Raw genomic sequence first — 24,721 nt, forward strand, 5'->3', positions numbered from 1 at the left:
GAACCACTCACTCCGCTCCAGCCCCACAATGGAACCGTGCCCGAAGGAGACACCATCTGGCAGGCCGCCCACCGCCTGCACTCCGCACTCGCCGGCCGGGTCCTGACCCGCTCGGACCTCCGGGTGCCCCGCTTCGCCACCGCCGACCTGACCGGCCGCACCCTCCTCGACGTCACTCCCCGCGGCAAGCACCTCCTCGCCCGCGTGGAGGGCGGCCTCACCCTCCACTCCCATCTGCGGATGGACGGCGCCTGGCGCGTGTACGCCACCGGGGAGCGCCCGCGCGGCGGCCCGGACCACCAGATCCGCGCGATCCTCGGAAACGCCGACCACACCGCGTACGGCTACCGCCTTCCGGTCCTGGAGCTGATCCGCACGGCGGACGAGCCGGACGCGGTGGGCCACCTGGGCCCCGACCTGCTGGGCCCCGAGTGGGACGCCGCGGCCGCCGAGGAGGCGACCCGTCGGCTGACGGCGGAGCCCACCCGTTCGCTCGGAGAGGCCCTGCTCGACCAGCGGAACCTGGCCGGCATCGGCAACGTGTACAAGTCGGAGCTGGCCTTCCTGGCCGGCGTGACGCCCTGGCTCCCGGTCGGGGACCTCCGCCCGGATGTCCCCGCGCGCCTGGTCGCGACCGCCCACCGCCTCCTGGACGCGAACAAGGACCGCCCCGACCGCCGCACCACCACCACGCGCCACCCGGGCACCCCGCTGCACGTCTACGGTCGCGCCGGGCACCCCTGCCTCCGCTGCGGCGCCCCGATCCGCAAGGCGGAACTCGGCGACCGGGTCACCTTCTGGTGCCCCGGCTGCCAGCGCGGTCCCGAGAACGAGACCACCCCCGACAATTGACGACCCGTCAGTTCCAGTCCTACGGTCCGACCATGACGGACAAGGCGAACCCGACGACCGCGCCAACCGCACCGACCGCACCGACCGCACCGACCGCACCAACGGCACCGACCGCGACAACCACGACGCCCACGACGCCGATGACGCCCCCGACGACCACCGCCGCGGCGAACAAGTCGCCCCTCCCCGCCTACGACCTCGCCCACCGCACCGCCTTCGTCACCGGCGCCGCCAGCGGCATCGGCCGCGCCACCGCCGTCCTCCTCGCCCAGGCGGGCGCCACCGTGCACTGCGCGGACCGCGACGAGCCGGGCCTCAAGGAGACGGTCGCCCTCATCGCCCGCGAGGGCGGCACCGCACACCCGCACCCCCTGGACGTCACCGATCGCGCCGCCCTCGCTGCCGCCGTCCGCGCGGCCGGCCCCCTCCACGTCATGGTCGCCGTCGCCGGGATCATGCACACGAGCTCGGTCCTGGAGACCCGCGACGAGGATCTGGACCGCGTCCTCGCCGTCAATTTCAAAGGCGTGCTCTACGCCTGCCAGGAGGCGGCCCGCTCGATGATCGCGGCCGGCGTTCCCGGCTCGATCGTCACGATGGCCTCGGGCGCGATGGACACCGCGAGCCCCGGCCTGCTCTGCTACAGCGTCACCAAGGCGGCCGTCGTCCAGCTGACGAAGACGCTGGCGACGGAGGCGGGCCGTCACGGCATCCGGGTCAACGCCGTCGCCCCGGGATGGATCCGCACCCCCATGACGGACCGGCACGAGCCGGCCGCCCAGGAGCAGGTCGAGGCCGCGATGATCCGTCACTCACCACTGGGCCGGGTCGGGGAGGCCGAGGACATCGCTCATGCCGTCCTGCACCTCGCGTCCGACGCGTCCGCGTTCACGACAGGCCAGATCCTGCGCCCCAACGGCGGCGTCGCGATGCCCTGGTGATCCGCCGGGCGAGGGCCCCCGGACGTCCCGAAGAGGCGGCCACGTGCACCGGCAGCAGACTCAGCCCCCAGCCGCCCGCGGCCACCGCGCCCTCGACCGGGCCGGACTCCCCCGGCACCAGGAGCAGGCGCAGCACCGCCCACCACCAGAGCCCCCCGGCCACCAGCCCGATCGCGACCAGCGCGAGCGTCGCCGGCGGCATCCGTCGCCGTACCATGGCCGCCTCCTGCCGTCGACGCTAGACCGGCAGGATCACCCTGCGGGAGGGCGCACCGGAGGCAAACCCGGCGCACACGGCCCAGTCGTACGTTCCCCCCACCATGGCACGAGGCACCGGAACCCGGCATCTCAGGCAATTCACTCGACAGTCATTCACTCGCCGACAAGCCACTCCACGACAATGCGCTCCATCGCGGAAGCAAGAGAAAAGCCCCGGCCAGCGCCCCCCATGGGGCACCGACCGGGGCTCGACCCGTATCGCTTTCGTACGGCGACGACTAGGCGGCGACGACGTCCACCGCTTCCGCGGGCGCCTTGATGGTCACCCGCTCGGTGGGCACACGGCCCACCGACGTCACCGACACCGAATTGAGCATCGGGCGTACCGGCGTCGGCACCGGTTCGCTCGCCGCTGCCGACTCGGCCAGTTCGGCCAGTGACAGCTCGTCGCTCACTTCACGCATGAGCTCGGACATCCGTACGTCCAGCGCGTCGCAGATCGCGGAGAGCAGCTCGGAGGAAGCCTCCTTCTGCCCCCGCTCCACCTCGGAGAGATAGCCGAGCGAGACTCGGGCGGACGAGGAGACTTCGCGCAGAGTACGGCCTTGGCGCTGGCGCTGCCGACGCAGCACGTCACCCAACAGGCGACGGAGCAGAATCATCGGTGGCTCCCTCCTCGGACCGCGTAGCCGCATCCTTCACGCCCCACCGTACCGCCTCGCGCTGCGGCCGTGCGGGGAGCGATGTCGTGTTCACTCAGGGCTGCAAACATCAATTCCCCCCGTTGTGTTCCGTATCCTGTGCCCGCGCATTTCCCGAGAGTTCCTCATGGAGCAGTTCCAGCACGCTCCGTACGCTCTCTCTACGGATGTCCGCGCGGTCGCCGTTCAACCTCAACGAGACCACTTTCCCGGCGCGGGCGCCCGTCGCGGCCGGGCCCGCGACCGCCACGTAGACGGTTCCGACCGGCTGTCCGTCCTGCGGATCGGGCCCCGCGACCCCGGTCGTCGAGACCCCCCAGTCCGCGCCGAGCCGGGCCCGTACACCGGCCGCCATCTGCAGCGCGACCTCGGGGTCCACCGCTCCGCGCTCGGCGAGCAGGGCCGCGTCGACACCGAGCAGCTCCTGCTTGAGGGCCGTGGCGTAGGCCGTGACCGACCCCCGGAAGGAGGCCGAGGCACCGGGCACTCCGGTGAGCTCCGCGGCCACCAGTCCGCCCGTGAGCGACTCCGCCGCGGCCAGCGTGTGACCACGCTCCGCGAGCAGCGCCAGCACCCGGGCGGCCGCGGTCATCGCGTCGCCGCCTCCGAGCGCGCGGCGGCCCGCTCGGCGGCGAGGCCCTTGCGGCGCAGCACGACCGCCTGGCGGACGTAGTCCAGACCGGTGACGACCGTCAGCACGACGGCCAACGCCATCACCCAGAAGCGCAGGGTGGCGAGCGGCCCGGTGAGCATCAGCACGTACATGCCGACCGCCGTGCCCTGGGCGAGCGTCTTGATCTTGCCGCCGCGGCTGGCCGGGATGACCCCGTGACGGATCACCCAGAACCGCATCAGGGTGATCCCCAGCTCGCGGGCGAGGATGACGCCGGTCACCCACCACGGCAGGTCCCCGAGCGAGGACAGCGAGATGAGTCCCGCCGCCATGATCGCCTTGTCGGCGATCGGGTCGGCGATCTTCCCGAAGTCCGTGACCAGGTTGTACGTACGGGCGAGGTGCCCGTCGAAGACGTCCGTGATCATGGCGACGGCGAACGCCGCCCACGCCCAGGCCCGCCATGCGGGATCGTGACCGCCGTCCTGGAGGAGCAGCAGCACGAAGGCCGGCACGAGCACGAGCCGGATCATGGTCAGGATGTTGGCGATGTTCCACAGGCTGGCCTGGTTGACGGCCGCCGTGCCCAGCTTGCCGCGGGGCGCCGGCCTACCGGTCCCGCCCGTCGCGGATGCCGGGACTCCGGTCATCTGCCTGCCTCCTCGAAAAGACACTCGGCCACCAGGTCGACGCCCTCCGTGCCGACGACCTTGGCCACGACCATACGGCCCGGAGCCAGGTCGGGGCTCGTACCGCCGGCCGTGGTGAGGACCACCTGACCGTCGGTCTCGGGCGCCTGGTGCGCGGCGCGGCCGATCACGCCGTCCTCGTCGTCCACGGACTCGACCAGTACTTCAAGGGTCTCTCCGATCCGCTCCTCCGCGCGCTGCGCGGTGAGCTCCTCGGCGAGCCGGGAGAGGTGGGCGAGGCGCGCGTCGACGACGTCCTGGTCGAGCTTGTGCTCGTAGGTGGCGGCCTCGGTGCCGTCCTCGTCGGAGTAGCCGAAGACACCGATGGCGTCGAGGCGGGCGTGGGTGACGAAGCGTTCCAGCTCGGCGAAGTCGGCCTCGGTCTCGCCGGGGAAGCCGACGATGAAGTTGGAGCGGGCACCGGCGGTCGGGGCCTTGGCCCGGATGGTCTCCAGGAGCTCCAGGAAGCGGTCGGTGTCACCGAAGCGGCGCATGGCCCGCAGCACGTCGGGGGCGCTGTGCTGGAAGGACAGGTCGAAGTACGGCACGACCTTGTCGGTCGACGTGAGGACGTCGATCAGACCGGGGCGCATCTCGGCGGGCTGGAGGTAGCTGACGCGGACGCGCTCGATGCCGTCGACCGCGGCGAGCTCGGGCAGCAGGCTCTCCAGGAGCCGGATGTCGCCGAGGTCCTTGCCGTACGAGGTGTTGTTCTCGGAGACCAGCATGACCTCCTTCACGCCCTGCTCGGCGAGCCAGCGCGTCTCGTTCAGCACGTCCGAGGGACGGCGCGAGACGAACGAGCCGCGGAAGGAGGGGATGGCGCAGAAGGAGCAGCGGCGGTCGCAGCCGGAGGCCAGCTTCACGGAGGCGACGGGGCTGGTGTCCAGCCGCCGGCGGAGCGGCGCGCGCGGTCCGGAGGCGGGCGCGAGACCGTCCGGCAGGTCGCTCGGTACGTCCTCGGGGGCGGAAGCCGGGACGGCGGCGGGAGCGGGCGCGTCCACGACGCCGTGACCCGGGAGGGCGACCGCGGCGGCGGCCGCCTGGCGCTCCACCGGCGAGAGCGGCAGCAGCTTGCGCCGGTCGCGCGGGGTGTGGGCCTCGACACTGCCACCGCTGAGGATGGTCTGGAGGCGGTTGGAGATGTCGGAGTAGTCGTCGAAGCCCAGGACGCCGTCGGCCTCCGGGAGGGCCTCGGCGAGTTCCTTGCCGTAGCGCTCGGCCATACAGCCGACGGCGACCACGGCCTGGGTGCGGCCGTGGTCCTTCAGATCATTGGCTTCGAGGAGGGCGTCGACGGAGTCCTTCTTGGCGGCCTCGACGAATCCACAGGTGTTGACGACGGCGACATCCGCGTCCTCGGCGTTCTCGACGAGCTCCCAGCCGTCCGCTGCCAAGCGGCCTGCGAGCTCCTCCGAGTCCACCTCGTTACGGGCGCAGCCAAGAGTGACAAGGGCGACGGTACGGCGTTCGGGCATGGGCTCAAGACTACTTCGTCCCGGCCGTTCCCCCGTCGCGCAGGGTTCACCTGCGCGACAGAGGTCACATCACGGGCCCGGAGGGGCGGCTCAGCCGGCCTCGGGGTCACCCTTGGTGTACGTCAGCCGCTCGACCTGGCCGGATTCGAACTTGTCGTCGATCTTCTTGCCGTTCACGTAGAGCTCGATGGCTCCGGCGTTGCCGAGGACCAGGTCGATGCGCTCGTCGTCCTGGAAGGTCTTCGACTCGCCGTTCAGGAGCAGTCCGTCGAAGAGCAGCTTGCCGTTGGCGGCCTTGGCCGAGATCCAGCTCTTGCCGTCGGTGGCGGTCATCTTCACCGTCACCTTGTCCTGCGGGACCGCGGCGATCGCGCTCTCGGTGGGCTTCGGCGGCGCGGGCTTGACCGGCTTCGGCTTGCCGCCGGACGTGGCCTTCTCCGGCGCGGGCGCCGGGCCGCCGTCCGCGGCGGTGGCACCCTTCGGCGCCTCGTTGCCGTTGAACATCGTGAAGCCGACGAAACCGACGACGGCGACGATGGCCGCGACCATCGCGGCGGTCCAGTTGGGCCGGCGCGGCTCGGGGCGGATGCGTTCCGCCTCGAACAGCGGGGCGGCGGGGGTGGGCGCGGGACGACCGCCGTGCTCGGCGTCGTACTGCTCGATCAGCGGGGCCGGATCGAGGCCGACGGCACGCGCGAGCGTGCGGATGTGGCCGCGGGCGTAGACGTCGCCGCCACAGCGCGAGAAGTCGTTCTCCTCGATCGCGTGCACGATCGGAATCCGGACACGGGTGGAGGCACTGACCTCTTCGACGGTGAGACCGGCGGCGATGCGGGTCTGCTGGAGAGCGCGACCGATCGAGTCCCGGTCGTCTGCCGGGAAGGTCCGGTCGTCTTCGGGGGAGTTGCCGATGGACACGAGAGCGCCTTTCGAGCGTGTAGCCACCTGCTGGACGTTCAGTCTATGGGTGGTACGAAAGGGTGGGGCAACCGGGCGGGTGCTGTTTGTACGCCATGAGGCTGGGACATCCTTCTGTCCCTCCGCTCAACTTGACGTACGGCCAGGGGAAACGGTTGCCCTCCATTCCCTTACGAGTGAGTCTCGGCCCGGTCTCGATCGCGTACCCCCTCCCCGGCCGCCTACTCCGACCGGGCCCCGCGCTACTCCGACCGGGCCCGCCTCTTCCAGCCCAGGGCTACTCCCCCGGCTCCCCCGACTCCCCCCGGATCACGGCCAGCACCCCGTCCAACTCGTCGGGCTTGACCAGCACGTCGCGTGCCTTGGAGCCCTCGCTCGGTCCGACGATGTTCCGCGACTCCATGAGGTCCATCAGCCGCCCGGCCTTCGCGAAGCCGACGCGCAGCTTCCGCTGGAGCATCGACGTGGAGCCGAACTGCGTGGAGACGACCAGTTCGGCTGCCTGGCACAGCAGATCGAGGTCGTCGCCGATGTCCTCGTCGATCTCCTTCTTCTGCCGGGTCCCGACGGTGACGTCCTCCCGGAAGACGGGGGTCATCTGGTCCTTGCAGTGCTGCACGACGGCCGCGACCTCGTGCTCGGTGACGAAGGCGCCCTGCATGCGGACGGGCTTGTTGGCACCCATCGGCAGGAACAGTCCGTCACCCTTTCCGATGAGCTTCTCGGCGCCCGGCTGGTCGAGGATGACCCGGCTGTCGGCGAGCGAGGAGGTCGCGAAGGCGAGCCGGGACGGCACGTTGGCCTTGATGAGGCCGGTGACGACGTCCACGGACGGCCGCTGGGTGGCGAGCACGAGATGGATGCCGGCGGCCCGCGCGAGCTGCGTGATGCGGACGATCGAGTCCTCCACGTCCCGGGGCGCCACCATCATCAGGTCGGCGAGCTCGTCGACGATGACGAGCAGGTACGGGTACGTCTTGAGTTCCCGCTCGCTGCCCTCGGGCAGCTTGATCTTGCCGTCCCGGATCGCCTGGTTGAAGTCGTCGATGTGCCGGTAGCCGAAGGCCGCCAGGTCGTCGTAGCGGAGGTCCATCTCCTTCACCACCCACTGGAGGGCCTCGGCGGCCCGCTTGGGGTTGGTGATGATCGGGGTGATCAGGTGCGGGATGCCCTCGTACGCGGTGAGCTCGACCCGCTTGGGGTCGACGAGGACCATCCGGACGTCCTCGGGGGTCGCCCTTATCATGATCGAAGTGATCAGGCAGTTGATGCAGGAGGACTTTCCGGAACCGGTGGCACCGGCGACCAGGACGTGCGGCATCTTCGCCAGGTTGGCCATCTCGTAGCCGCCCTCGACGTTCTTGCCGAGCGCCACGAGCATCGGGTGGTCGTCCTCGGCCGCTGCGGCGAGCCGCAGGACGTCGCCGAGGTTGACCATCTCCCGGTCGCTGTTGGGGATCTCGATGCCGACCGCGGACTTGCCGGGGATCGGCGAGATGATCCGTACGTCCGGTGAGGCCACGGCGTACGCGATGTTCTTGGTCAGGGCCGTGATCTTCTCGACCTTCACGGCGGGGCCGAGCTCGACCTCGTACCGCGTGACCGTCGGTCCCCGGGTGAAGCCGGTGACGGCCGCGTCGACCTTGAACTCGGTGAAGACGTTGGAGAGCGAGTCCACCACGGCGTCGTTGGCGGCGCTGCGCGTCTTGCCGGGCCCGCCCCGCTCCAGGAGGTCGAGCGAGGGCAGGGAGTACGTGATGTCGCCGGCCAGCTGGAGCTGCTCGGCCCGGGGCGGCAGATCGGTCGGCTCGGGCGCCGGCTTGGTCAGATCCGGTACGCCTCCGCCGGGCCGCTGGTCCCCACCACGGGCCGGCGGTACGGGAGCGGCCGGAGCCGCCGTTTCCGCGGCCTCGGCGGCGGCCTTCGCGGCGGCGTCCACGGCGGCCTTGCGGTCGGCGGTGACGTCCCTGGTGAGGTCGGCGACGATCGCGGAGGGCGGCATGCCGTTGAGCACCGCACCGTCGAGCGCGGCGGCCGCGGCCGCGGCGACGTCCACCGGGTCCAGGCCGTGCTCGAAGGCGGGCTCCGGGGAGGGGCGGCGGGCCTGCCGGCTGCGCCGGTCGAGCATCTCGGCCTCGGCCCGGTCCACGTCGTAGGGGTCCGCCGGGCCGCGTCGCCGTGCGGGCCGGGCGGCCCGGGGCTGCGGCCGGGCCTCCCGCCACTCCTCGTCGTACGCGTCGTACTCGCCGGCGGGGCTCCGGTGGCCCTCGGGGTCGTCCTCCGCGGGGTCGTAGGCGGGCTCGACGATTCCCAGCCTGGCGCCGAGGGCGCGCAGCCGCTGCGGGATCGCGTTGACCGGGGTGGCGGTGACGACGAGCAGCCCGAAGAGGGTGAGCAGCACCAGCATCGGTACGGCGAGGACCTCGCCCATCATGAAGACGAGCGGCTGGGACGCGGCCCAGCCGATGAGGCCGCCGGCGTCCTGCATGGCCTCGCTGCCGTCGCCGCGGCCGGGTGAACCGCAGGCGATGTGGACCTGGCCGAGAATGCCGATGACCAGGGCGGAGAGCCCGATGCTGATCCGGCCGTTGGCCTCGGGCTTCTCCGGGAAGAGGATGAGACGCACGCCGATCGCGCCGAGGAGCAGCGGAACGAGCAGGTCGAGCCGGCCGAAGGAGCCGGTGACCAGCATCTCGACGAGGTCGCCCACGGGGCCGCGGAGGTTGGACCAGGTGCCTGCGGCGACGATCAGCGCGAGGCCGAGGAGCAGCAGGGCGAGCCCGTCCTTGCGGTGGGCCGGGTCGAGACCCTTGGCACCACGCCCTATCCCCCGGAACATCGCCCCGACCGCGTGCGCGAGGCCGAGCCAGGCGCCGCGCGCCAGCCGGTAGACGCCCCCGGTGGGGGACGGCGCGGGCCGGGGTGCGGCCTTCTTCGCCGCGGTCTTCCGCGCGGGCGCGCGTTTGGCGGGCGCGGCCTTCTTGGCCGGCGCCTTCTTCGCGGGCGGCTTGGCGGGGGACTTCGCGGGTGCCGCTTTCTTCGCGGCGCCCGCCGTACGGCCGGCGCGCGGCTTAGCGGTGCCCGCCGTGCCCTGGGAACCCTTGCCGGACGTACGTGAAGCCATGATGCCGAGGTTACCGGTGTGAAGACCGGCTGTCCGCCTCACCCGTTCGTGTCGTTCCTGCCGTGGCCCGAAGCTGACGGCGCATCACGCGGGACGGCAGCCGCCCGACGCCTCGGTGACGGTGCGTCAGCTCTGGGCCGGCAGCGTCGGCGCGGCGCCGGTACCCGGCTCCAGCGCGTCGAGCGCCCGCCGCAGCCCGGTGAGCTTGCGCTCCAAGTGCGCGGCGGTGGCGACGGCAGCGGCATCGGCGGAGTCGTCGTCGAGCTGCTTGGACAGCGCCTCCGCCTGCTCCTCGACGGCGGCGAGACGGGCGGACAACTCGGCGAGCAGACCGGCGGCCTCCTTGCCGTGACCGCCCTCGCCGCCACCCTCCAACTGCAGCCGCAGCAGGGCGGCCTGCTCGCGCAGCTTGCAGTTCTTCATGTACAGCTCGACGAAGACCGAGACCTTGGCGCGCAGCACCCACGGGTCGAACGGCTTGGAGATGTAGTCCACCGCCCCGGCCGCGTACCCACGGAACGTGTGGTGGGGGCCGTGGTTGATGGCGGTGAGGAAGATGATCGGGATGTCCCGGGTCCGCTCCCGCCGCTTGATGTGCGCGGCGGTCTCGAAGCCGTCCATTCCTGGCATCTGGACGTCGAGCAGGATGACCGCGAAGTCGTCCGTCAACAGCGCCTTGAGCGCTTCCTCCCCGGACGATGCCCGCACCAGCGTCTGATCGAGCGCGGAGAGAATGGCCTCCAGCGCCAGCAGATTCTCCGGCCGGTCATCGACCAGGAGGATCTTGGCCTTCTGCACCATGCCCCGTCCTCCTCGCCCCGGCAACGTCTCTCCCCGGCTCCCGGAACCGGGGGAAGCACCGGGCGCCGCCCCAGAAGACGACTCCCTAACGCCGTCCGTCCTTGTGCCGGTCATCGTAGCCGCACCCCGCCCGTCGCCACACCCTGTCACCGCGATGTCACTGTGCACGTACCGGAAACGCGGTGGGAGACCAGAAGGTTCCCCGTATACCGGCCCCTCACACCCCCTGGCGACAGTCCGTCAGCGAAGACCGAAACCCCGGCCGCGCCCCCCGGGGCCCATGGTGCGGAGGTACTCCCTCCGGCCCCGGCGGACCCCTGGTGCGGAGGCACTCCCCGGCCCCCGGCGGGCCCATGGTGCGGAGGGACTCCCCCGCCCCACGGTCCCCGCCCGGAGCCCCGGAGTCACTGCCCCCGCATCCACTGCTCCATCACGGAGAGCAGGTGGTCGGGATCGACCGGCTTCGTCACATAGTCCGAGGCACCGGACTCGATCGCCTTCTCCCGGTCGCCCTTCATCGCCTTCGCCGTCAGCGCGATGATCGGCAGCCCCGCGAACTGCGGCATGCGCCGGATCGCGGTCGTCGTCGCGTATCCGTCCATCTCCGGCATCATGATGTCCATCAGGACGATCGTCACATCGTCGTGCTGTTCCAGGACTTCGATGCCCTCCCGCCCGTTCTCCGCGTAGAGCACCGCGAGTCCGTGCTGCTCCAGGACGCTGGTGAGCGCGAAGACGTTGCGGATGTCGTCGTCGACGATGAGCACCTTCTCGCCGGAGAAGCCGAAGGTACGGCGCGGCTCGGCCTCCACCTCCTGCTCCGCCCGGTCGGCGGCGACCTGCTGGCCGAACTGCCCCGGCACCGCCGTCCGCGCCCCCGTGGCCTCCGCGGCCGCCTTCCGCCGGTGCCGGAAGAGCGCCCCGGCCCCGGACCGCGCCTCCGTCCGTACCGGCGGCGGCGGGAAGTGCGGGAACGGGTGGACGGCCCCCGCGGCCCCCTCCTCGGCGCCCTCCTGCGGGTCGTCGGCCGCCCCCTGCCCGTAACCGCCCGGCAGTTCCGTCGGGCTCAGCGGCAGATACAGGGTGAACGTCGAGCCGCGGCCCGGCTCGCTCGCCGCGAAGATCTCGCCGCCGAGCAGCCGCGCGATCTCCCGGCTGATCGAAAGCCCCAGACCCGTACCGCCGTACTTCCGGCTGGTCGTGCCGTCGGCCTGCTTGAACGCCTCGAAGATGACCCGCATCTTGCTGGCGGCGATCCCGATCCCGGTGTCGGTGACGGAGAACGCGATCAGATCGGCCTCCGGATCGCGCAGCGAACCGGCCTCCAGGAGCTGCTCGCGGATCGACTGCGGCACATCGATCCCGGCCGGCCGGATCACCAGCTCCACCGCCCCCGTGTCGGTGAACTTCACCGCGTTGGAGAGGAGGTTGCGGAGCACCTGGAGCAGCCGCTGCTCGTCGGTGTGGAGGGTGGCCGGCAGCTCGGGCGAGACCCGCACCGAGAAGTCGAGCCCCTTCTCCGCCGTGAGCGGCCGGAACGTCGCCTCCACGTAGTCGACGAGCTGGACGAGCGCGATCCGGGTCGGCGAGACGTCCATCTTGCCCGCCTCGACCTTGGACAGGTCGAGGATGTCGTTGATCAGCTGGAGCAGGTCGGAACCGGCTCCGTGGATGGTCTCCGCGAACTCGACCTGCTTCGGCGTCAGGTTGGTCTCGGCGTTGTCCGCGAGCAACTTGGCCAGGATCAGCAGCGAGTTGAGCGGGGTGCGCAGCTCGTGCGACATGTTCGCCAGGAACTCGGACTTGTAGCGCATGGAGACAGCGAGCTGTTCGGCCCGCTCCTCCAGGACCTGCCGGGCCTCCTCGATCTCGGTGTTCTTCACCTCGATGTCGCGGTTCTGCCGGGCGAGCAGCTCGGCCTTCTCCTCCAGCTCCAGGTTGGAGCCCTGGAGCTCCTTCTGCCGGTGCTCCAGCTCGGCCGAGCGCTCCTTGAGCTGCGACGTGAGCTCCTGCGACTGCTGGAGCAGCACCTCGGTCTTGGTGTTGACGCTGATCGTGTTGACGGTGGTGGCGATCAGTTCGGCGAGCTGGTTGAGGAAGTCGCGCTGGATCTGCGTGAACGGCTGGAAGGAGGCCAGCTCGATCACGCCGAGGACCTTGCCCTCGAAGAGCACCGGAAGCACGATCACATGCGCCGGCGCGGCCTCTCCGAGCCCGGAGGAGATCTTCAGATAGCCCGGCGGAACGTTGACCTGGATGGTCCGCTTCTCCTCGGCCGCCGTCCCGATGAGCGTCTCACCGGGACGGAACGAGGTCGGCATGGACCCGGCGGAGTAGCCGTAACTCCCGCGCATCCGCAGCTCGTACGAGCCCTCTCCCTCACCGACGAGTTCGGCGTCGCTGTGGGCGGAGCCGGTCGGCATCGCCACGAAGAAGGCGCCGTGCTGCGCCGAGACCACCGGCGTCAGCTCGCTCATGATGAGCGAGGCGACGTCGTCCAGGTCCCGCCGGCCCTGCATGAGGCCGGAGATACGGGCCAGGTTGCCCTTCAGCCAGTCCTGCTCCTCGTTGGCGAGGGTGGTGTCGCGCAGGTTGGCGATCATGGTGTTGATGTTCTCCTGGAGGGCCTGGATCTCGCCCGCCGCGTCGACACCGTCGATCTTGAGGTTCAGGTCGCCCCGCGTCACCGCCGTCGCCACGGCGGCGATGGCGCGCACCTGCCGGGTCAGGTTCCCGGCCATCTCGTTCACGGACTCCGTCAGGTCCCGCCAGGTGCCGTCCACGTCACGCACCCGGGCCTGACCGCCCAGCTGGCCGTCCGTACCCACCTCGCGGGCCACGCGCGTGACCTCCTCGGCGAAGTTCGACAGCTGGTCGACCATCGTGTTGATGGTGCTCTTCAGCTCCTGGATCTCGCCGCGCGCGTCGATGTCGATCTTCTTGGTGAGGTCGCCCTTGGCGATGGCCGTGGTGACGGCCGCGATCTGGCGCACCTGACCGGTGAGGTTGGAGGCCATCGAGTTCACCGACTCGGTCAGGTCCTTCCAGGTGCCCGAGACACCCGGCACCCGCGCCTGGCCGCCCAGCTCACCCTCCGTACCCACCTCACGGGCCACCCGCGTGACCTCGTCGGCGAACGACGACAGGGTCGTCACCATGGTGTTGACGGTGTCGGCGAGTTCGGCGACCTCGCCGCGCGCCTCGACCGTCACCTTCTTCGTCAGGTCGCCGTTGGCGACGGCCGCCGACACCCGGGAGATGTTCCGCACCTGACTCGTCAGGTTGTTGGCCATCAGGTTGACGTTGTCGCTCAGGTCCTTCCAGGTACCGGTGACGCCCCGGACCCGCGCCTGGCCGCCGAGGATGCCCTCCGTACCCACCTCGCGGGCCACCCGCGTGACCTCGTCCGCGAAGTTCGACAGCTGGTCGACCATCGTGTTGACGGTCGTCACCAGCTCCAGGATCTCGCCCCGGGCGTCGACGGTGATCTTCTTCGACAGGTCGCCCTTCGCGACCGCCGTCGTGACCTCGGCGATGTTCCGCACCTGGATGGTGAGGTTGTTCGCCATGAAGTTCACGGACTGGGTGAGGTCCTTCCAGGTGCCGGAGACCCCCTGCACCTCGGCCTGACCGCCCAGAATGCCCTCGGTACCCACCTCGCGGGCCACCCGCGTCACCTGCTCGGCGAAGTTCGAGAGCTGGTCCACCATCGTGTTGAGGGTGTTCTTCAGCTCCAGGATCTCGCCCCGCGCGTCCACGTCGATCTTCTGCGACAGGTCTCCGCGCGCCACCGCCGTGGCGACCTGCGCGATGTTACGGACCTGGGTGGTCAGGTTCCCGGCCATGCCGTTCACCGAATCCGTCAGGTCCCGCCACACGCCGGCCACGCCCGGCACCTGCGCCTGCCCGCCGAGGCGCCCGTCGGTACCCACCTCACGGGCCACCCGGGTCACCTGGTCGGCGAACGCGGAGAGCTGGTCGACCATCGTGTTGATGGTGTTCTTCAGCTCCAGGATCTCGCCGCGCGCGTCCACGTCGATCTTCTGCGACAGGTCTCCGCGTGCCACGGCCGTCGTCACCTGGGCGATCTGCCGCACCTGCGACGTCAGGTTGCCGGCCATGAAGTTCACCGAGTCGGTGAGCTCCCGCCAGCGCCCCGACACACCGTCCACCCGCGCCTGACCGCCCAGCCGGCCCTCGGTGCCCACGTCCCGCGCCATCCGGGTCACCTGGTCCGCGAACGACGACAGCTGCGACACCATCGTGTTGACGGTGTTCTTCAGCTCCAGCATCTCGCCGGCCACATCCACGGTGACCTTCTGCGACAGGTCACCGTTGGCCACCGCCGTCGTCACCTGCGCGATGTCGCGCACCTGACCGGTCAGGTTCCGGAAGGCCGTGTTCACCGAGTCGGTGAGGTCCTTCCACGTGCCCGCCGCACCCTTCACCTCGGCCTGGCCGCCGAGCAGACCCTCGACACCGACCTCCCGGGCCACCCGGGTCACCTCGGAACCGAAGGCCGACAGCTGGTCCACCATCGTGTTGACGGTGTTCTTCAGCTCCAGCATCTCGCCGGCCACATCCACGGTGACCTTCTGCGACAGGTCACCGTTGGCCACCGCCGTCGTCACCTGCGCGATGTCACGCACCTGTGTGGTGATGTTCCGGAAGACGGTGTTGACCGAGTCGGTGAGGTCCTTCCACGTGCCCGCCGCCCCCGGCACCTGCGCCTGACCACCGAGCAGACCCTCGGCGCCGACCTCGCCCGACACCCGGGTCACCTCGTCGGCGAAGATCCGCAGCGTCTTCGTCATCTGGTTGATGGTGTCCGCCAGCTGCGCGATCTCACCGCGCGCCGACACCCGTACCTTCTGCGAAAGATCACCGTTGGCCACCGCCATCGTGACCTCGGCGATGCCCCGCACCTGGTTGGTCAGGTTGCCCGCCATCGTGTTGACGGAGTCCGTGAGGTCCTTCCACACACCGGCGACCCCGGCCACCTCTGCCTGACCGCCGAGCTCACCCTCGGTACCCACCTCGCGGGCGACCCGGGTCACCTCGGAGGAGAACGACGACAGCTGGTCCACCATCCGGTTGACCGTGTTCTTCAGCTCCAGCATCTCGCCGGCCACGTTCGCCGTGACCTTCTGCGACAGATCGCCGTTGGCGACCGCCGTCGTCACCAGCGCGATGTCCCGCACCTGGGCCGTCAGCCGGTTCGCCATCGTGTTGACGGAGTCCGTGAGGTCCTTCCACGAACCGGACACCCCGCGCACCTGCGCCTGCCCGCCCAGCTTGCCGTCCGTACCCACCTCGACGGCGACCCGCGTCACCTCGGACGCGAACACCGACAGCTGGTCGACGAGGTTGTTGACGGTACGGGCGACCTTCAGGAACTCCCCGCGCAGCGGCCGGACCGTCCCGTCGGCACCCTCCGAACGCAGGTCCATCCGCTGGTCCAGATCACCCTCGGCCACCGCCGAGAGCACCCGCCCCACCTCGGACACCGGCCGGGCCAGATCGTCGACGAGCGCGTTCGCGGCCTCGATCGCCGCGGCCCACGCCCCCTCACCGGCCCCCGCCTCAAGACGCTCGGACAGCTTGCCCTCGCGTCCCACCACCCGGCGGACCCGCGACAGCTCTCCCGTCACATGCATCTGCCGGTCCGCGACCTCGTTGAACACGGCGGAGATCTCCGCCATGACCCCGTCGCCGGACACCGTGAGCCGCCTGCGGAGGTTTCCGTCCCGCATGGACACCAGTGCGGCGAGCAGCCGCTCCAGCGCCGCCGCGTCCACCTGCACCGTCCCCCCACGGGAACGCCCGCCCCTCGCGCGCGTACCGCTGCCTCCGCCGCGCCGCGCCGCCGTGCCAGGTTCCACCGTGTCCCTCCCGAAAGGGGTCGACCGTACCGCTCCGGCTTCCGCCGGTAGCCTGCCCAGTGTTTCACCGCCACCGAACAAGGCGATAACAGTTCGGCAGCTTCGCACAGCGTCCCTACCCCCTGGGGACGGATTCAGCGATGACCGGCATCCGCTCGGACAGTGAAGGTAAGTAACCTGGCTTCCGACTGTCCAACCGCCCCGGTCCGCCCGGCGGGGGCGGTGTGGCGCGCGTACGACCACCGGGCAGCGGGAGGGACAGACCGAGCATGGCAGAGCCGGGCGTCGAGACGCGTACGAGGAGTGCTGTGATCACCGCGCGGGCGACTGCCAGCTTCGAGCCCGTCGGGCGGTCCGTCGCGGCCGCCCGCGCCTTCGTCCGGGACACCCTCCAGGGCTGGGGACACCCCGAACTCGTCGACGACGCCGTCGTGCTCACCAGCGAGCTCGTCACCAACGCCGTCATCCACGCCGGCACCTCCGCCGAAGTCCTCTGTCTCCGCTCCGAGGACAGCATCCGCGTCGAGGTCGCCGACCGCTACCCCGAGCGCGAGATCCCCGTCCAGAGCGGCCGCACCCTCGGCAACCCGGACCGCGAGAACGGCCGGGGCCTCCTCCTCTGCGCCGCCCTCGCCCACCGCTGGGGCGTCGACTACACCCCCACCCGCAAGCACGTCTGGTTCCACCTCGATCTCGCCCAGCGCCCGGTCGGCACCCGCTCCGCGGGCCCCGTCCTCCCCGACGCGCTCCTCCCGGTCACCGACAGCCGCGTCCGCGTCGCCGTCGTCCAGATCGACCGCGGCGGAGCCATCACCGGCTGGAACGACGACTCCGAGGAACTCTTCGGATACGCCTCCGAGCAGGTCACCGGCAAACCCCTGGGCGACCTGGCCGCCTGGCCCCATACCCCCGGCATCGGCACCGGCCTCGCCGAGGCCCTCCGCCTCTCCCGCTGGGAGGGCAGCTACGGCATCCGCTGCGCCGACGGCCGGGTCATCCCCGTCTACGCCGCCCACCTCCGTGTCCGTGACGCCCAGGGCGAGCCCTCCACCGTCTGTCTCCTGGTGCGCGAGCACGAGCGGGCGATCCTCCAGACCCCGCACCGCCCCACCGCCGAACCGGGCTCCGAGAGCCGCGCCGCCGACCCCTTCGAGGTCTTCATCGGCTCCCCGGCCCCCGACGACCTCGACGGCCTCCTCCAGCGCACGGTCGAACGCGCCCGAGACATGCTCGACGGCGACGCCGCCTTCCTCCTCCTCGCCACCGACGACGAGACGGAACTCGAGGTACGGGCGACCACCGGCCTCCCGGCCGCCCGCCAGCGCTTCGCCCGCGTCCCCGTCGAGACCGGCGCCAGCCGTTACGGCTCCGCCCGCATGCCCGCCGTCCACGAGGACCTGGCCGCCGTCCCCGGCGCCGTCCCCCTCCTCGAAGGCACCGGCATGCGCTCGGTCGTCACCGTGCCGCTGAAGGTCGAGGGCCGCCTCACCGGCTCCCTCGGCGTGGCCGCCGAGACCGCGAACCGCTACTCCAACGAAGAGGCACTCCGCCTCCAGTTCGCCGCCGACCGCATCGCCCTGGCCGTGGAGTCCGCCCGCCTCGGCGAACTGGAGCGCCTGCGCCGCGGCTCCCTCAGCTTCCTCGTCGAGGCCTCGGACCTCCTCGCCGGCACCCTCGACCGCGACCAGACCCTGGCCCTGATGGCGCAGATGACGGTCCCGACCCTCGCGACCTGGTGCGCCGTCTACACGATCGCCGACCAGGCCTCCGACCCGTACCTCTCGTACGTGCTCCACGAGGACGAGGACCGCATCGACGGCCTCAAGGACCTGCTCTCCTCCATCTCCCCGCCCGACCCGGTGCCCACCCCCGGCGCCCGCGTCTGGACCGCGCCGGGCGACGCCGCGCACCGCGCGGCCCTGACCGCCTCGGTCCGCGCCCTCGACCACCCCACGAGCCCCCTCTCCTCCGGCATCGACACCACCCTGGCCACCGCGAGCACGGTCGCCGGCGAGACGGTCGTCCTGCCGCTGGTCGCCCGCAACCGGGTCATCGGCATGCTGACCCTCGGCCGGCCCTCGGACGACCACTTCCGCCAGGAGATCCTGGAGCTCGCCGAGGACCTCTCGCGCCGAGCCGCCCTGGCCCTGGACAACGCCCGCCTGTACTCGGAGCGCGTGGCGATCAGCCAGTCCCTCCAGCGCAGCCTCCTTCCGCCCGGCCTCCCCCACATCCCGGGTGTCGAGGTCGACGTCATCTACCGCGCGGCCGGCGAGGGCAACGAGGTCGGAGGCGACTTCTACGACCTCTTCCCGATCAGCGACGGCGCCTATGGATTCGCCATCGGCGACGTCTGCGGTACGGGCCCGGAGGCGGCCGCCGTCACCGGCCTGGCCCGCCACGCCCTCCGCCTCCTGGCCCGCGAGGGCTTCGGCGGCCCGGCCGTCCTGGAACGCCTGAACGCGGCGATCCTCGACGAGGGCGCCCGCAGCCGCTTCCTCACCCTCCTGTACGGCGAGATGCGCCCGCAGGAGGACGGCTCGGCGATCCTCAAGGTCGTCTGCGCCGGTCACCCGCTCCCCCTGCGCCTCCGCCCGGACGGCACGGTCACGTCCGCGGCCGAGCCCCAGCCACTCCTCGGCGTGTTGGAAGACCTCGAACTGTACGAGGAGACCATCACGCTCGACCCGGGCGACGTCCTCCTGTGCGTCACGGACGGCGTGACGGAACGCCGCGAGGGCAGCCGCATGCTGGGCGACGACGGCCTCGCCGAGGTCCTCAAGACCTGCACGGGCCTCACAGCCGGCGCGGTCGCCTCCCGCGTGCTCCGCGCGGTGGAACGCTTCGCCCAGGCCCCGGCCTCCGACGACATGGCCATCCTGGCCATGCGCCTCCGCGAGCCGGACGACCGCTGACGATGCCGGCGATCCCCCTCCGGGGATCGCCGGCCGTTCCGTCCCACGCCGGGAACGCAAAAAGGCCCCCGCCATAGGCGGGGGCCTTCTTACTCGGAGCCCTTTAACGGAATCGAACCGTTGACCTTCTCCTTACCATGGAGACGCTCTACCGACTGAGCTAAAAGGGCGGGTGTTCGGCGGCGTCCTACTCTCCCACAGGGTCCCCCCTGCAGTACCATCGGCGCTGAAAGGCTTAGCTTCCGGGTTCGGAATGTAACCGGGCGTTTCCCTAACGCTATGACCACCGAAACTCTATGAAGTTGACGAACCGGTATCGGCACAGTTCGTTACTTCAGAACTAACACAGTGGACGCGAGCAACTGAGGACAAGCCCTCGGCCTATTAGTACCGGTCAGCTCCACCCATTACTGGGCTTCCACATCCGGCCTATCAACCCAGTCGTCTACTGGGAGCCTTACCCTCTCAAGGAGGTGGGAATACTCATCTCGAAGCAGGCTTCCCGCTTAGATGCTTTCAGCGGTTATCCCTCCCGAACGTAGCCAACCAGCCATGCCCTTGGCAGGACAACTGGCACACCAGAGGTTCGTCCGTCCCGGTCCTCTCGTACTAGGGACAGCCCTTCTCAATATTCCTACGCGCACAGCGGATAGGGACCGAACTGTCTCACGACGTTCTAAACCCAGCTCGCGTACCGCTTTAATGGGCGAACAGCCCAACCCTTGGGACCGACTCCAGCCCCAGGATGCGACGAGCCGACATCGAGGTGCCAAACCATCCCGTCGATATGGACTCTTGGGGAAGATCAGCCTGTTATCCCCGGGGTACCTTTTATCCGTTGAGCGACGGCGCTTCCACAAGCCACCGCCGGATCACTAGTCCCGACTTTCGTCCCTGCTCGACCCGTCGGTCTCACAGTCAAGCTCCCTTGTGCACTTACACTCAACACCTGATTGCCAACCAGGCTGAGGGAACCTTTGGGCGCCTCCGTTACCCTTTGGGAGGCAACCGCCCCAGTTAAACTACCCATCAGACACTGTCCCTGATCCGGATCACGGACCGAGGTTAGACATCCAGCACGACCAGAGTGGTATTTCAACGGCGACTCCACCATGACTGGCGTCACGGCTTCAAAGTCTCCCACCTATCCTACACAAGCCGAACCGAACACCAATATCAAACTGTAGTAAAGGTCCCGGGGTCTTTCCGTCCTGCTGCGCGAAACGAGCATCTTTACTCGTAGTGCAATTTCACCGGGCCTATGGTTGAGACAGTCGAGAAGTCGTTACGCCATTCGTGCAGGTCGGAACTTACCCGACAAGGAATTTCGCTACCTTAGGATGGTTATAGTTACCACCGCCGTTTACTGGCGCTTAAGTTCTCAGCTTCGCCACACCGAAATGTGACTAACCGGTCCCCTTAACGTTCCAGCACCGGGCAGGCGTCAGTCCGTATACATCGCCTTACGGCTTCGCACGGACCTGTGTTTTTAGTAAACAGTCGCTTCTCGCTGGTCTCTGCGGCCACCCCCAGCTCACGGAGTAAATCCGATCACCAGACGTGGCCCCCCTTCTCCCGAAGTTACGGGGGCATTTTGCCGAGTTCCTTAACCATAGTTCACCCGAACGCCTCGGTATTCTCTACCTGACCACCTGAGTCGGTTTAGGGTACGGGCCGCCATGAAACTCGCTAGAGGCTTTTCTCGACAGCATAGGATCATCCACTTCACCACAATCGGCTCGGCATCAGGTCTCAGGCTATGTGCTGTCCGGATTTACCTGGACAACGCCCTACACCCTTACCCCGGGACTACCACCGCCCGGGCTGGACTACCTTCCTGCGTCACCCCATCGCTTACCTACTACCACCTTGGGTCAGCGGCTCCACCACTTTCCTTTCCCCGAAGGGTCCGGAACGGCTTCACGGCCTTAGCATTAATGGGCTCGATATTGGGCGTTTCAAAGCGGGTACCGGAATATCAACCGGTTGTCCATCGACTACGCCTGTCGGCCTCGCCTTAGGTCCCGACTTACCCTGGGCAGATCAGCTTGACCCAGGAACCCTTAGTCAATCGGCGCACACGTTTCTCACGTGTGTATCGCTACTCATGCCTGCATTCTCACTCGTGAACCGTCCACAACTCGCTTCCGCGGCTGCTTCACCCGGCACACGACGCTCCCCTACCCATCACAGCGGGCGTTGGCCCTATTGCTGCAATGACACGACTTCGGCGGTACGCTTGAGCCCCGCTACATTGTCGGCGCGGAATCACTTGACCAGTGAGCTATTACGCACTCTTTCAAGGGTGGCTGCTTCTAAGCCAACCTCCTGGTTGTCTCTGCGACTCCACATCCTTTCCCACTTAGCGTACGCTTAGGGGCCTTAGTCGATGCTCTGGGCTGTTTCCCTCTCGACCATGGAGCTTATCCCCCACAGTCTCACTGCCGTGCTCTCACTTACCGGCATTCGGAGTTTGGCTAAGGTCAGTAACCCGGTAGGGCCCATCGCCTATCCAGTGCTCTACCTCCGGCAAGAAACACACGACGCTGCACCTAAATGCATTTCGGGGAGAACCAGCTATCACGGAGTTTGATTGGCCTTTCACCCCTAACCACAGGTCATCCCCCAGGTTTTCAACCCTGGTGGGTTCGGTCCTCCACGAAGTCTTACCTCCGCTTCAACCTGCCCATGGCTAGATCACTCCGCTTCGGGTCTTGAGCGCGCTACTGAATCGCCCTATTCGGACTCGCTTTCGCTACGGCTTCCCCACACGGGTTAACCTCGCAACGCACCGCAAACTCGCAGGCTCATTCTTCAAAAGGCACGCAGTCACGAGATACAGCAAGCTGTATCCGACGCTCCCACGGCTTGTAGGCACACGGTTTCAGGTACTATTTCACTCCGCTCCCGCGGTACTTTTCACCATTCCCTCACGGTACTATCCGCTATCGGTCACCAGGGAATATTTAGGCTTAGCGGGTGGTCCCGCCAGATTCACACGGGATTTCTCGGGCCCCGTGCTACTTGGGTGTCTCTCAAACGAGCCGTCAATGTTTCAGCTACGGGGGTCTTACCCTCTACGCCGGACCTTTCGCATGTCCTTCGCCTACATCAACGGTTTCTGACTCGTCTCACAGCCGGCAGACTGTGAAAGAGAGATCCCACAACCCCGCATGCGCAACCCCTGCCGGGTATCACACGCATACGGTTTGGCCTCATCCGGTTTCGCTCGCCACTACTCCCGGAATCACGGTTGTTTTCTCTTCCTGAGGGTACTGAGATGTTTCACTTCCCCTCGTTCCCTCCACATGCCCTATGTGTTCAGGCATGGGTGACAGCCCATGACGACTGCCGGGTTTCCCCATTCGGAAACCCCCGGATCAAAGCCTGGTTGACGGCTCCCCGGGGACTATCGTGGCCTCCCACGTCCTTCATCGGTTCCTGGTGCCAAGGCATCCACCGTGCGCCCTTAAAAACTTGGCCACAGATGCTCGCGTCCACTGTGTAGTTCTCAAGCAACGACCAGCCACCCATCACCCTGACTCCGAAGAATCAAGTTCACTGGGGCCGGCATCGCGAAGATACAAACCTTACGGCCGTACCCTCAGATACCCAACAACGTGCCAAGCACGACCCGTCGGTTCATCATCACGTTCCACGCCGAAGCAGTACTTGTGAAGTGATCCTCGAGATCGTGCCAACTAATCAACGTTCCACCCATGAGCTGACCGTGCAGAACGTTTGTCTGCAATCGGTACTGTGCTCCTTAGAAAGGAGGTGATCCAGCCGCACCTTCCGGTACGGCTACCTTGTTACGACTTCGTCCCAATCGCCAGTCCCACCTTCGACAGCTCCCTCCCACAAGGGGTTGGGCCACCGGCTTCGGGTGTTACCGACTTTCGTGACGTGACGGGCGGTGTGTACAAGGCCCGGGAACGTATTCACCGCAGCAATGCTGATCTGCGATTACTAGCAACTCCGACTTCATGGGGTCGAGTTGCAGACCCCAATCCGAACTGAGACCGGCTTTTTGAGATTCGCTCCGCCTCACGGCATCGCAGCTCTTTGTACCGGCCATTGTAGCACGTGTGCAGCCCAAGACATAAGGGGCATGATGACTTGACGTCGTCCCCACCTTCCTCCGAGTTGACCCCGGCGGTCTCCTGTGAGTCCCCATCACCCCGAAGGGCATGCTGGCAACACAGGACAAGGGTTGCGCTCGTTGCGGGACTTAACCCAACATCTCACGACACGAGCTGACGACAGCCATGCACCACCTGTATACCGACCACAAGGGGGGCACTATCTCTAATGCTTTCCGGTATATGTCAAGCCTTGGTAAGGTTCTTCGCGTTGCGTCGAATTAAGCCACATGCTCCGCTGCTTGTGCGGGCCCCCGTCAATTCCTTTGAGTTTTAGCCTTGCGGCCGTACTCCCCAGGCGGGGAACTTAATGCGTTAGCTGCGGCACCGACGACGTGGAATGTCGCCAACACCTAGTTCCCAACGTTTACGGCGTGGACTACCAGGGTATCTAATCCTGTTCGCTCCCCACGCTTTCGCTCCTCAGCGTCAGTAATGGCCCAGAGATCCGCCTTCGCCACCGGTGTTCCTCCTGATATCTGCGCATTTCACCGCTACACCAGGAATTCCGATCTCCCCTACCACACTCTAGCCTGCCCGTATCGGATGCAGACCCGGGGTTAAGCCCCGGGCTTTCACACCCGACGTGACAAGCCGCCTACGAGCTCTTTACGCCCAATAATTCCGGACAACGCTTGCGCCCTACGTATTACCGCGGCTGCTGGCACGTAGTTAGCCGGCGCTTCTTCTGCAGGTACCGTCACTTTCGCTTCTTCCCTGCTGAAAGAGGTTTACAACCCGAAGGCCGTCATCCCTCACGCGGCGTCGCTGCATCAGGCTTTCGCCCATTGTGCAATATTCCCCACTGCTGCCTCCCGTAGGAGTCTGGGCCGTGTCTCAGTCCCAGTGTGGCCGGTCGCCCTCTCAGGCCGGCTACCCGTCGTCGCCTTGGTAGGCCATTACCCCACCAACAAGCTGATAGGCCGCGGGCTCATCCTTCACCGCCGGAGCTTTCAACCAGCTCCCATGCGGAAGCCGGTGTTATCCGGTATTAGACCCCGTTTCCAGGGCTTGTCCCAGAGTGAAGGGCAGATTGCCCACGTGTTACTCACCCGTTCGCCACTAATCCACCCCGAAGGGCTTCATCGTTCGACTTGCATGTGTTAAGCACGCCGCCAGCGTTCGTCCTGAGCCAGGATCAAACTCTCCGTGAATGTTTACCCGTAATCGGGTGACACTCGCGTTGAGCGGGACAGTCAGGCCGGAATAAGGCCGACTGTCCACAGCGTCCTCGCTGTGTATGTTGCCTACCCGCCACAAGGGCCGGCAGGACTTTCAAAGGAACCTCGCCATCCGAAGATGGACGGGGTATCAACTAATCTGGCGTTGATTTTTGGCACGCTGTTGAGTTCTCAAGGAACGGACGCTTCCTTTGTACTCACCCTCTCGGGCTTTCCTCCGGGCTTCCCTTCGGTCTTGCGTTTCCGACTCTATCAGATCTTTCCG

General features: G+C 68.0%; 12 protein-coding genes, 1 tRNA gene and 3 rRNA genes. 3 read left to right on the plus strand and 13 right to left on the minus strand.

The genetic code is table 11. The features are described from left to right. The first annotated feature begins 36 nt into the window (after positions 1 to 36). Together N5875_RS10325 and N5875_RS10330 are read left to right on the plus strand one after the other, a co-directional pair. Positions 37 to 852 (plus strand): DNA-formamidopyrimidine glycosylase family protein, encoded by an 816-nt coding sequence (locus N5875_RS10325; protein WP_338493266.1) that lies wholly within the window; start codon positions 37 to 39, stop codon positions 850 to 852. Positions 853 to 992: 140 nt separating this feature from the next. Continuing rightward, positions 993 to 1,793 carry an SDR family oxidoreductase gene (locus tag N5875_RS10330; RefSeq protein WP_338499139.1) on the plus strand — a complete coding sequence of 267 codons (801 nt, stop codon included), beginning with the start codon at positions 993 to 995 and terminating at the stop codon, positions 1,791 to 1,793. Here N5875_RS10330 and N5875_RS10335 read toward each other — a convergent pair. From N5875_RS10335 to N5875_RS10375, 9 genes are all read right to left on the minus strand, one after another. After that, positions 1,741 to 2,010, minus strand: coding sequence for a hypothetical protein (locus tag N5875_RS10335; protein ID WP_338493267.1), 270 nt, complete (start codon positions 2,008 to 2,010; stop codon positions 1,741 to 1,743). The two genes, N5875_RS10330 and N5875_RS10335, sit on opposite strands and share 53 nt — an antisense overlap. 280 nt (positions 2,011 to 2,290) lie before the next feature. Next, positions 2,291 to 2,674, minus strand: a complete 384-nt coding sequence (locus N5875_RS10340; RefSeq protein ID WP_030326330.1) for a helix-turn-helix transcriptional regulator — start codon at positions 2,672 to 2,674, stop codon at positions 2,291 to 2,293. A 109-nt stretch (positions 2,675 to 2,783) separates the two neighbouring features. Continuing rightward, positions 2,784 to 3,305 (minus strand): CinA family protein, encoded by a 522-nt coding sequence (locus N5875_RS10345; RefSeq protein ID WP_318207578.1) that lies wholly within the window; start codon positions 3,303 to 3,305, stop codon positions 2,784 to 2,786. Then, complete coding sequence (pgsA, locus tag N5875_RS10350) at positions 3,302 to 3,976, minus strand: CDP-diacylglycerol--glycerol-3-phosphate 3-phosphatidyltransferase (RefSeq protein ID WP_318207579.1); 675 nt, start codon at positions 3,974 to 3,976, stop codon at positions 3,302 to 3,304. Before pgsA ends, N5875_RS10345 begins: the two co-directional genes overlap by 4 nt. After that, the gene (gene rimO / locus N5875_RS10355) at positions 3,973 to 5,493 is read right to left on the minus strand and encodes a 30S ribosomal protein S12 methylthiotransferase RimO (RefSeq protein ID WP_318207580.1); all 1,521 of its coding nucleotides are present in this window, start codon (positions 5,491 to 5,493) and stop codon (positions 3,973 to 3,975) included. The genes pgsA and rimO overlap by 4 nt, the downstream gene beginning before the upstream one ends. A 90-nt stretch (positions 5,494 to 5,583) precedes the next feature. Continuing rightward, positions 5,584 to 6,411 (minus strand): helix-turn-helix domain-containing protein, encoded by an 828-nt coding sequence (locus N5875_RS10360; protein WP_338493269.1) that lies wholly within the window; start codon positions 6,409 to 6,411, stop codon positions 5,584 to 5,586. A 277-nt stretch (positions 6,412 to 6,688) separates the two neighbouring features. Next, positions 6,689 to 9,535, minus strand: a complete 2,847-nt coding sequence (locus tag N5875_RS10365) for a DNA translocase FtsK (protein ID WP_318207582.1) — start codon at positions 9,533 to 9,535, stop codon at positions 6,689 to 6,691. A 126-nt stretch (positions 9,536 to 9,661) separates the two neighbouring features. Then, entirely contained in the window at positions 9,662 to 10,336 is a 675-nt protein-coding gene (locus N5875_RS10370) for a response regulator (protein ID WP_015036579.1), read from the minus strand. 404 nt (positions 10,337 to 10,740) lie between these two features. Next, positions 10,741 to 16,218 (minus strand): HAMP domain-containing protein, encoded by a 5,478-nt coding sequence (locus N5875_RS10375; RefSeq protein WP_338493273.1) that lies wholly within the window; start codon positions 16,216 to 16,218, stop codon positions 10,741 to 10,743. A 269-nt stretch (positions 16,219 to 16,487) separates the two neighbouring features. Here N5875_RS10375 and N5875_RS10380 point away from each other — a divergent pair, with 269 nt between their 5' ends. Next, positions 16,488 to 19,133: a SpoIIE family protein phosphatase gene (locus N5875_RS10380; protein ID WP_338493275.1), complete on the plus strand. Its 2,646-nt coding sequence runs from the start codon at positions 16,488 to 16,490 to the stop codon at positions 19,131 to 19,133. Positions 19,134 to 19,230: 97 nt separating this feature from the next. Here N5875_RS10380 and N5875_RS10385 read toward each other — a convergent pair. From N5875_RS10385 to N5875_RS10400, 4 genes are all read right to left on the minus strand, one after another. Then, a tRNA-Thr gene (locus N5875_RS10385) sits at positions 19,231 to 19,303 on the minus strand. Between the two features lie 4 nt (positions 19,304 to 19,307). After that, positions 19,308 to 19,424 (minus strand): 5S ribosomal RNA (gene rrf, locus N5875_RS10390). Positions 19,425 to 19,497: 73 nt separating this feature from the next. Beyond that, positions 19,498 to 22,616: ribosomal RNA gene (locus N5875_RS10395) — 23S ribosomal RNA — on the minus strand. Positions 22,617 to 22,903: 287 nt separating this feature from the next. Continuing rightward, positions 22,904 to 24,429 (minus strand): 16S ribosomal RNA (locus N5875_RS10400). The 16S, 23S and 5S rRNA genes sit together here with 1 tRNA gene alongside, the layout of an rRNA operon. Positions 24,430 to 24,721: the final 292 nt, after the last annotated feature.

This window comes from Streptomyces sp. SJL17-4 (assembly GCF_036826855.1).
Taxonomy (GTDB): Bacteria; Actinomycetota; Actinomycetes; order Streptomycetales; family Streptomycetaceae; genus Streptomyces.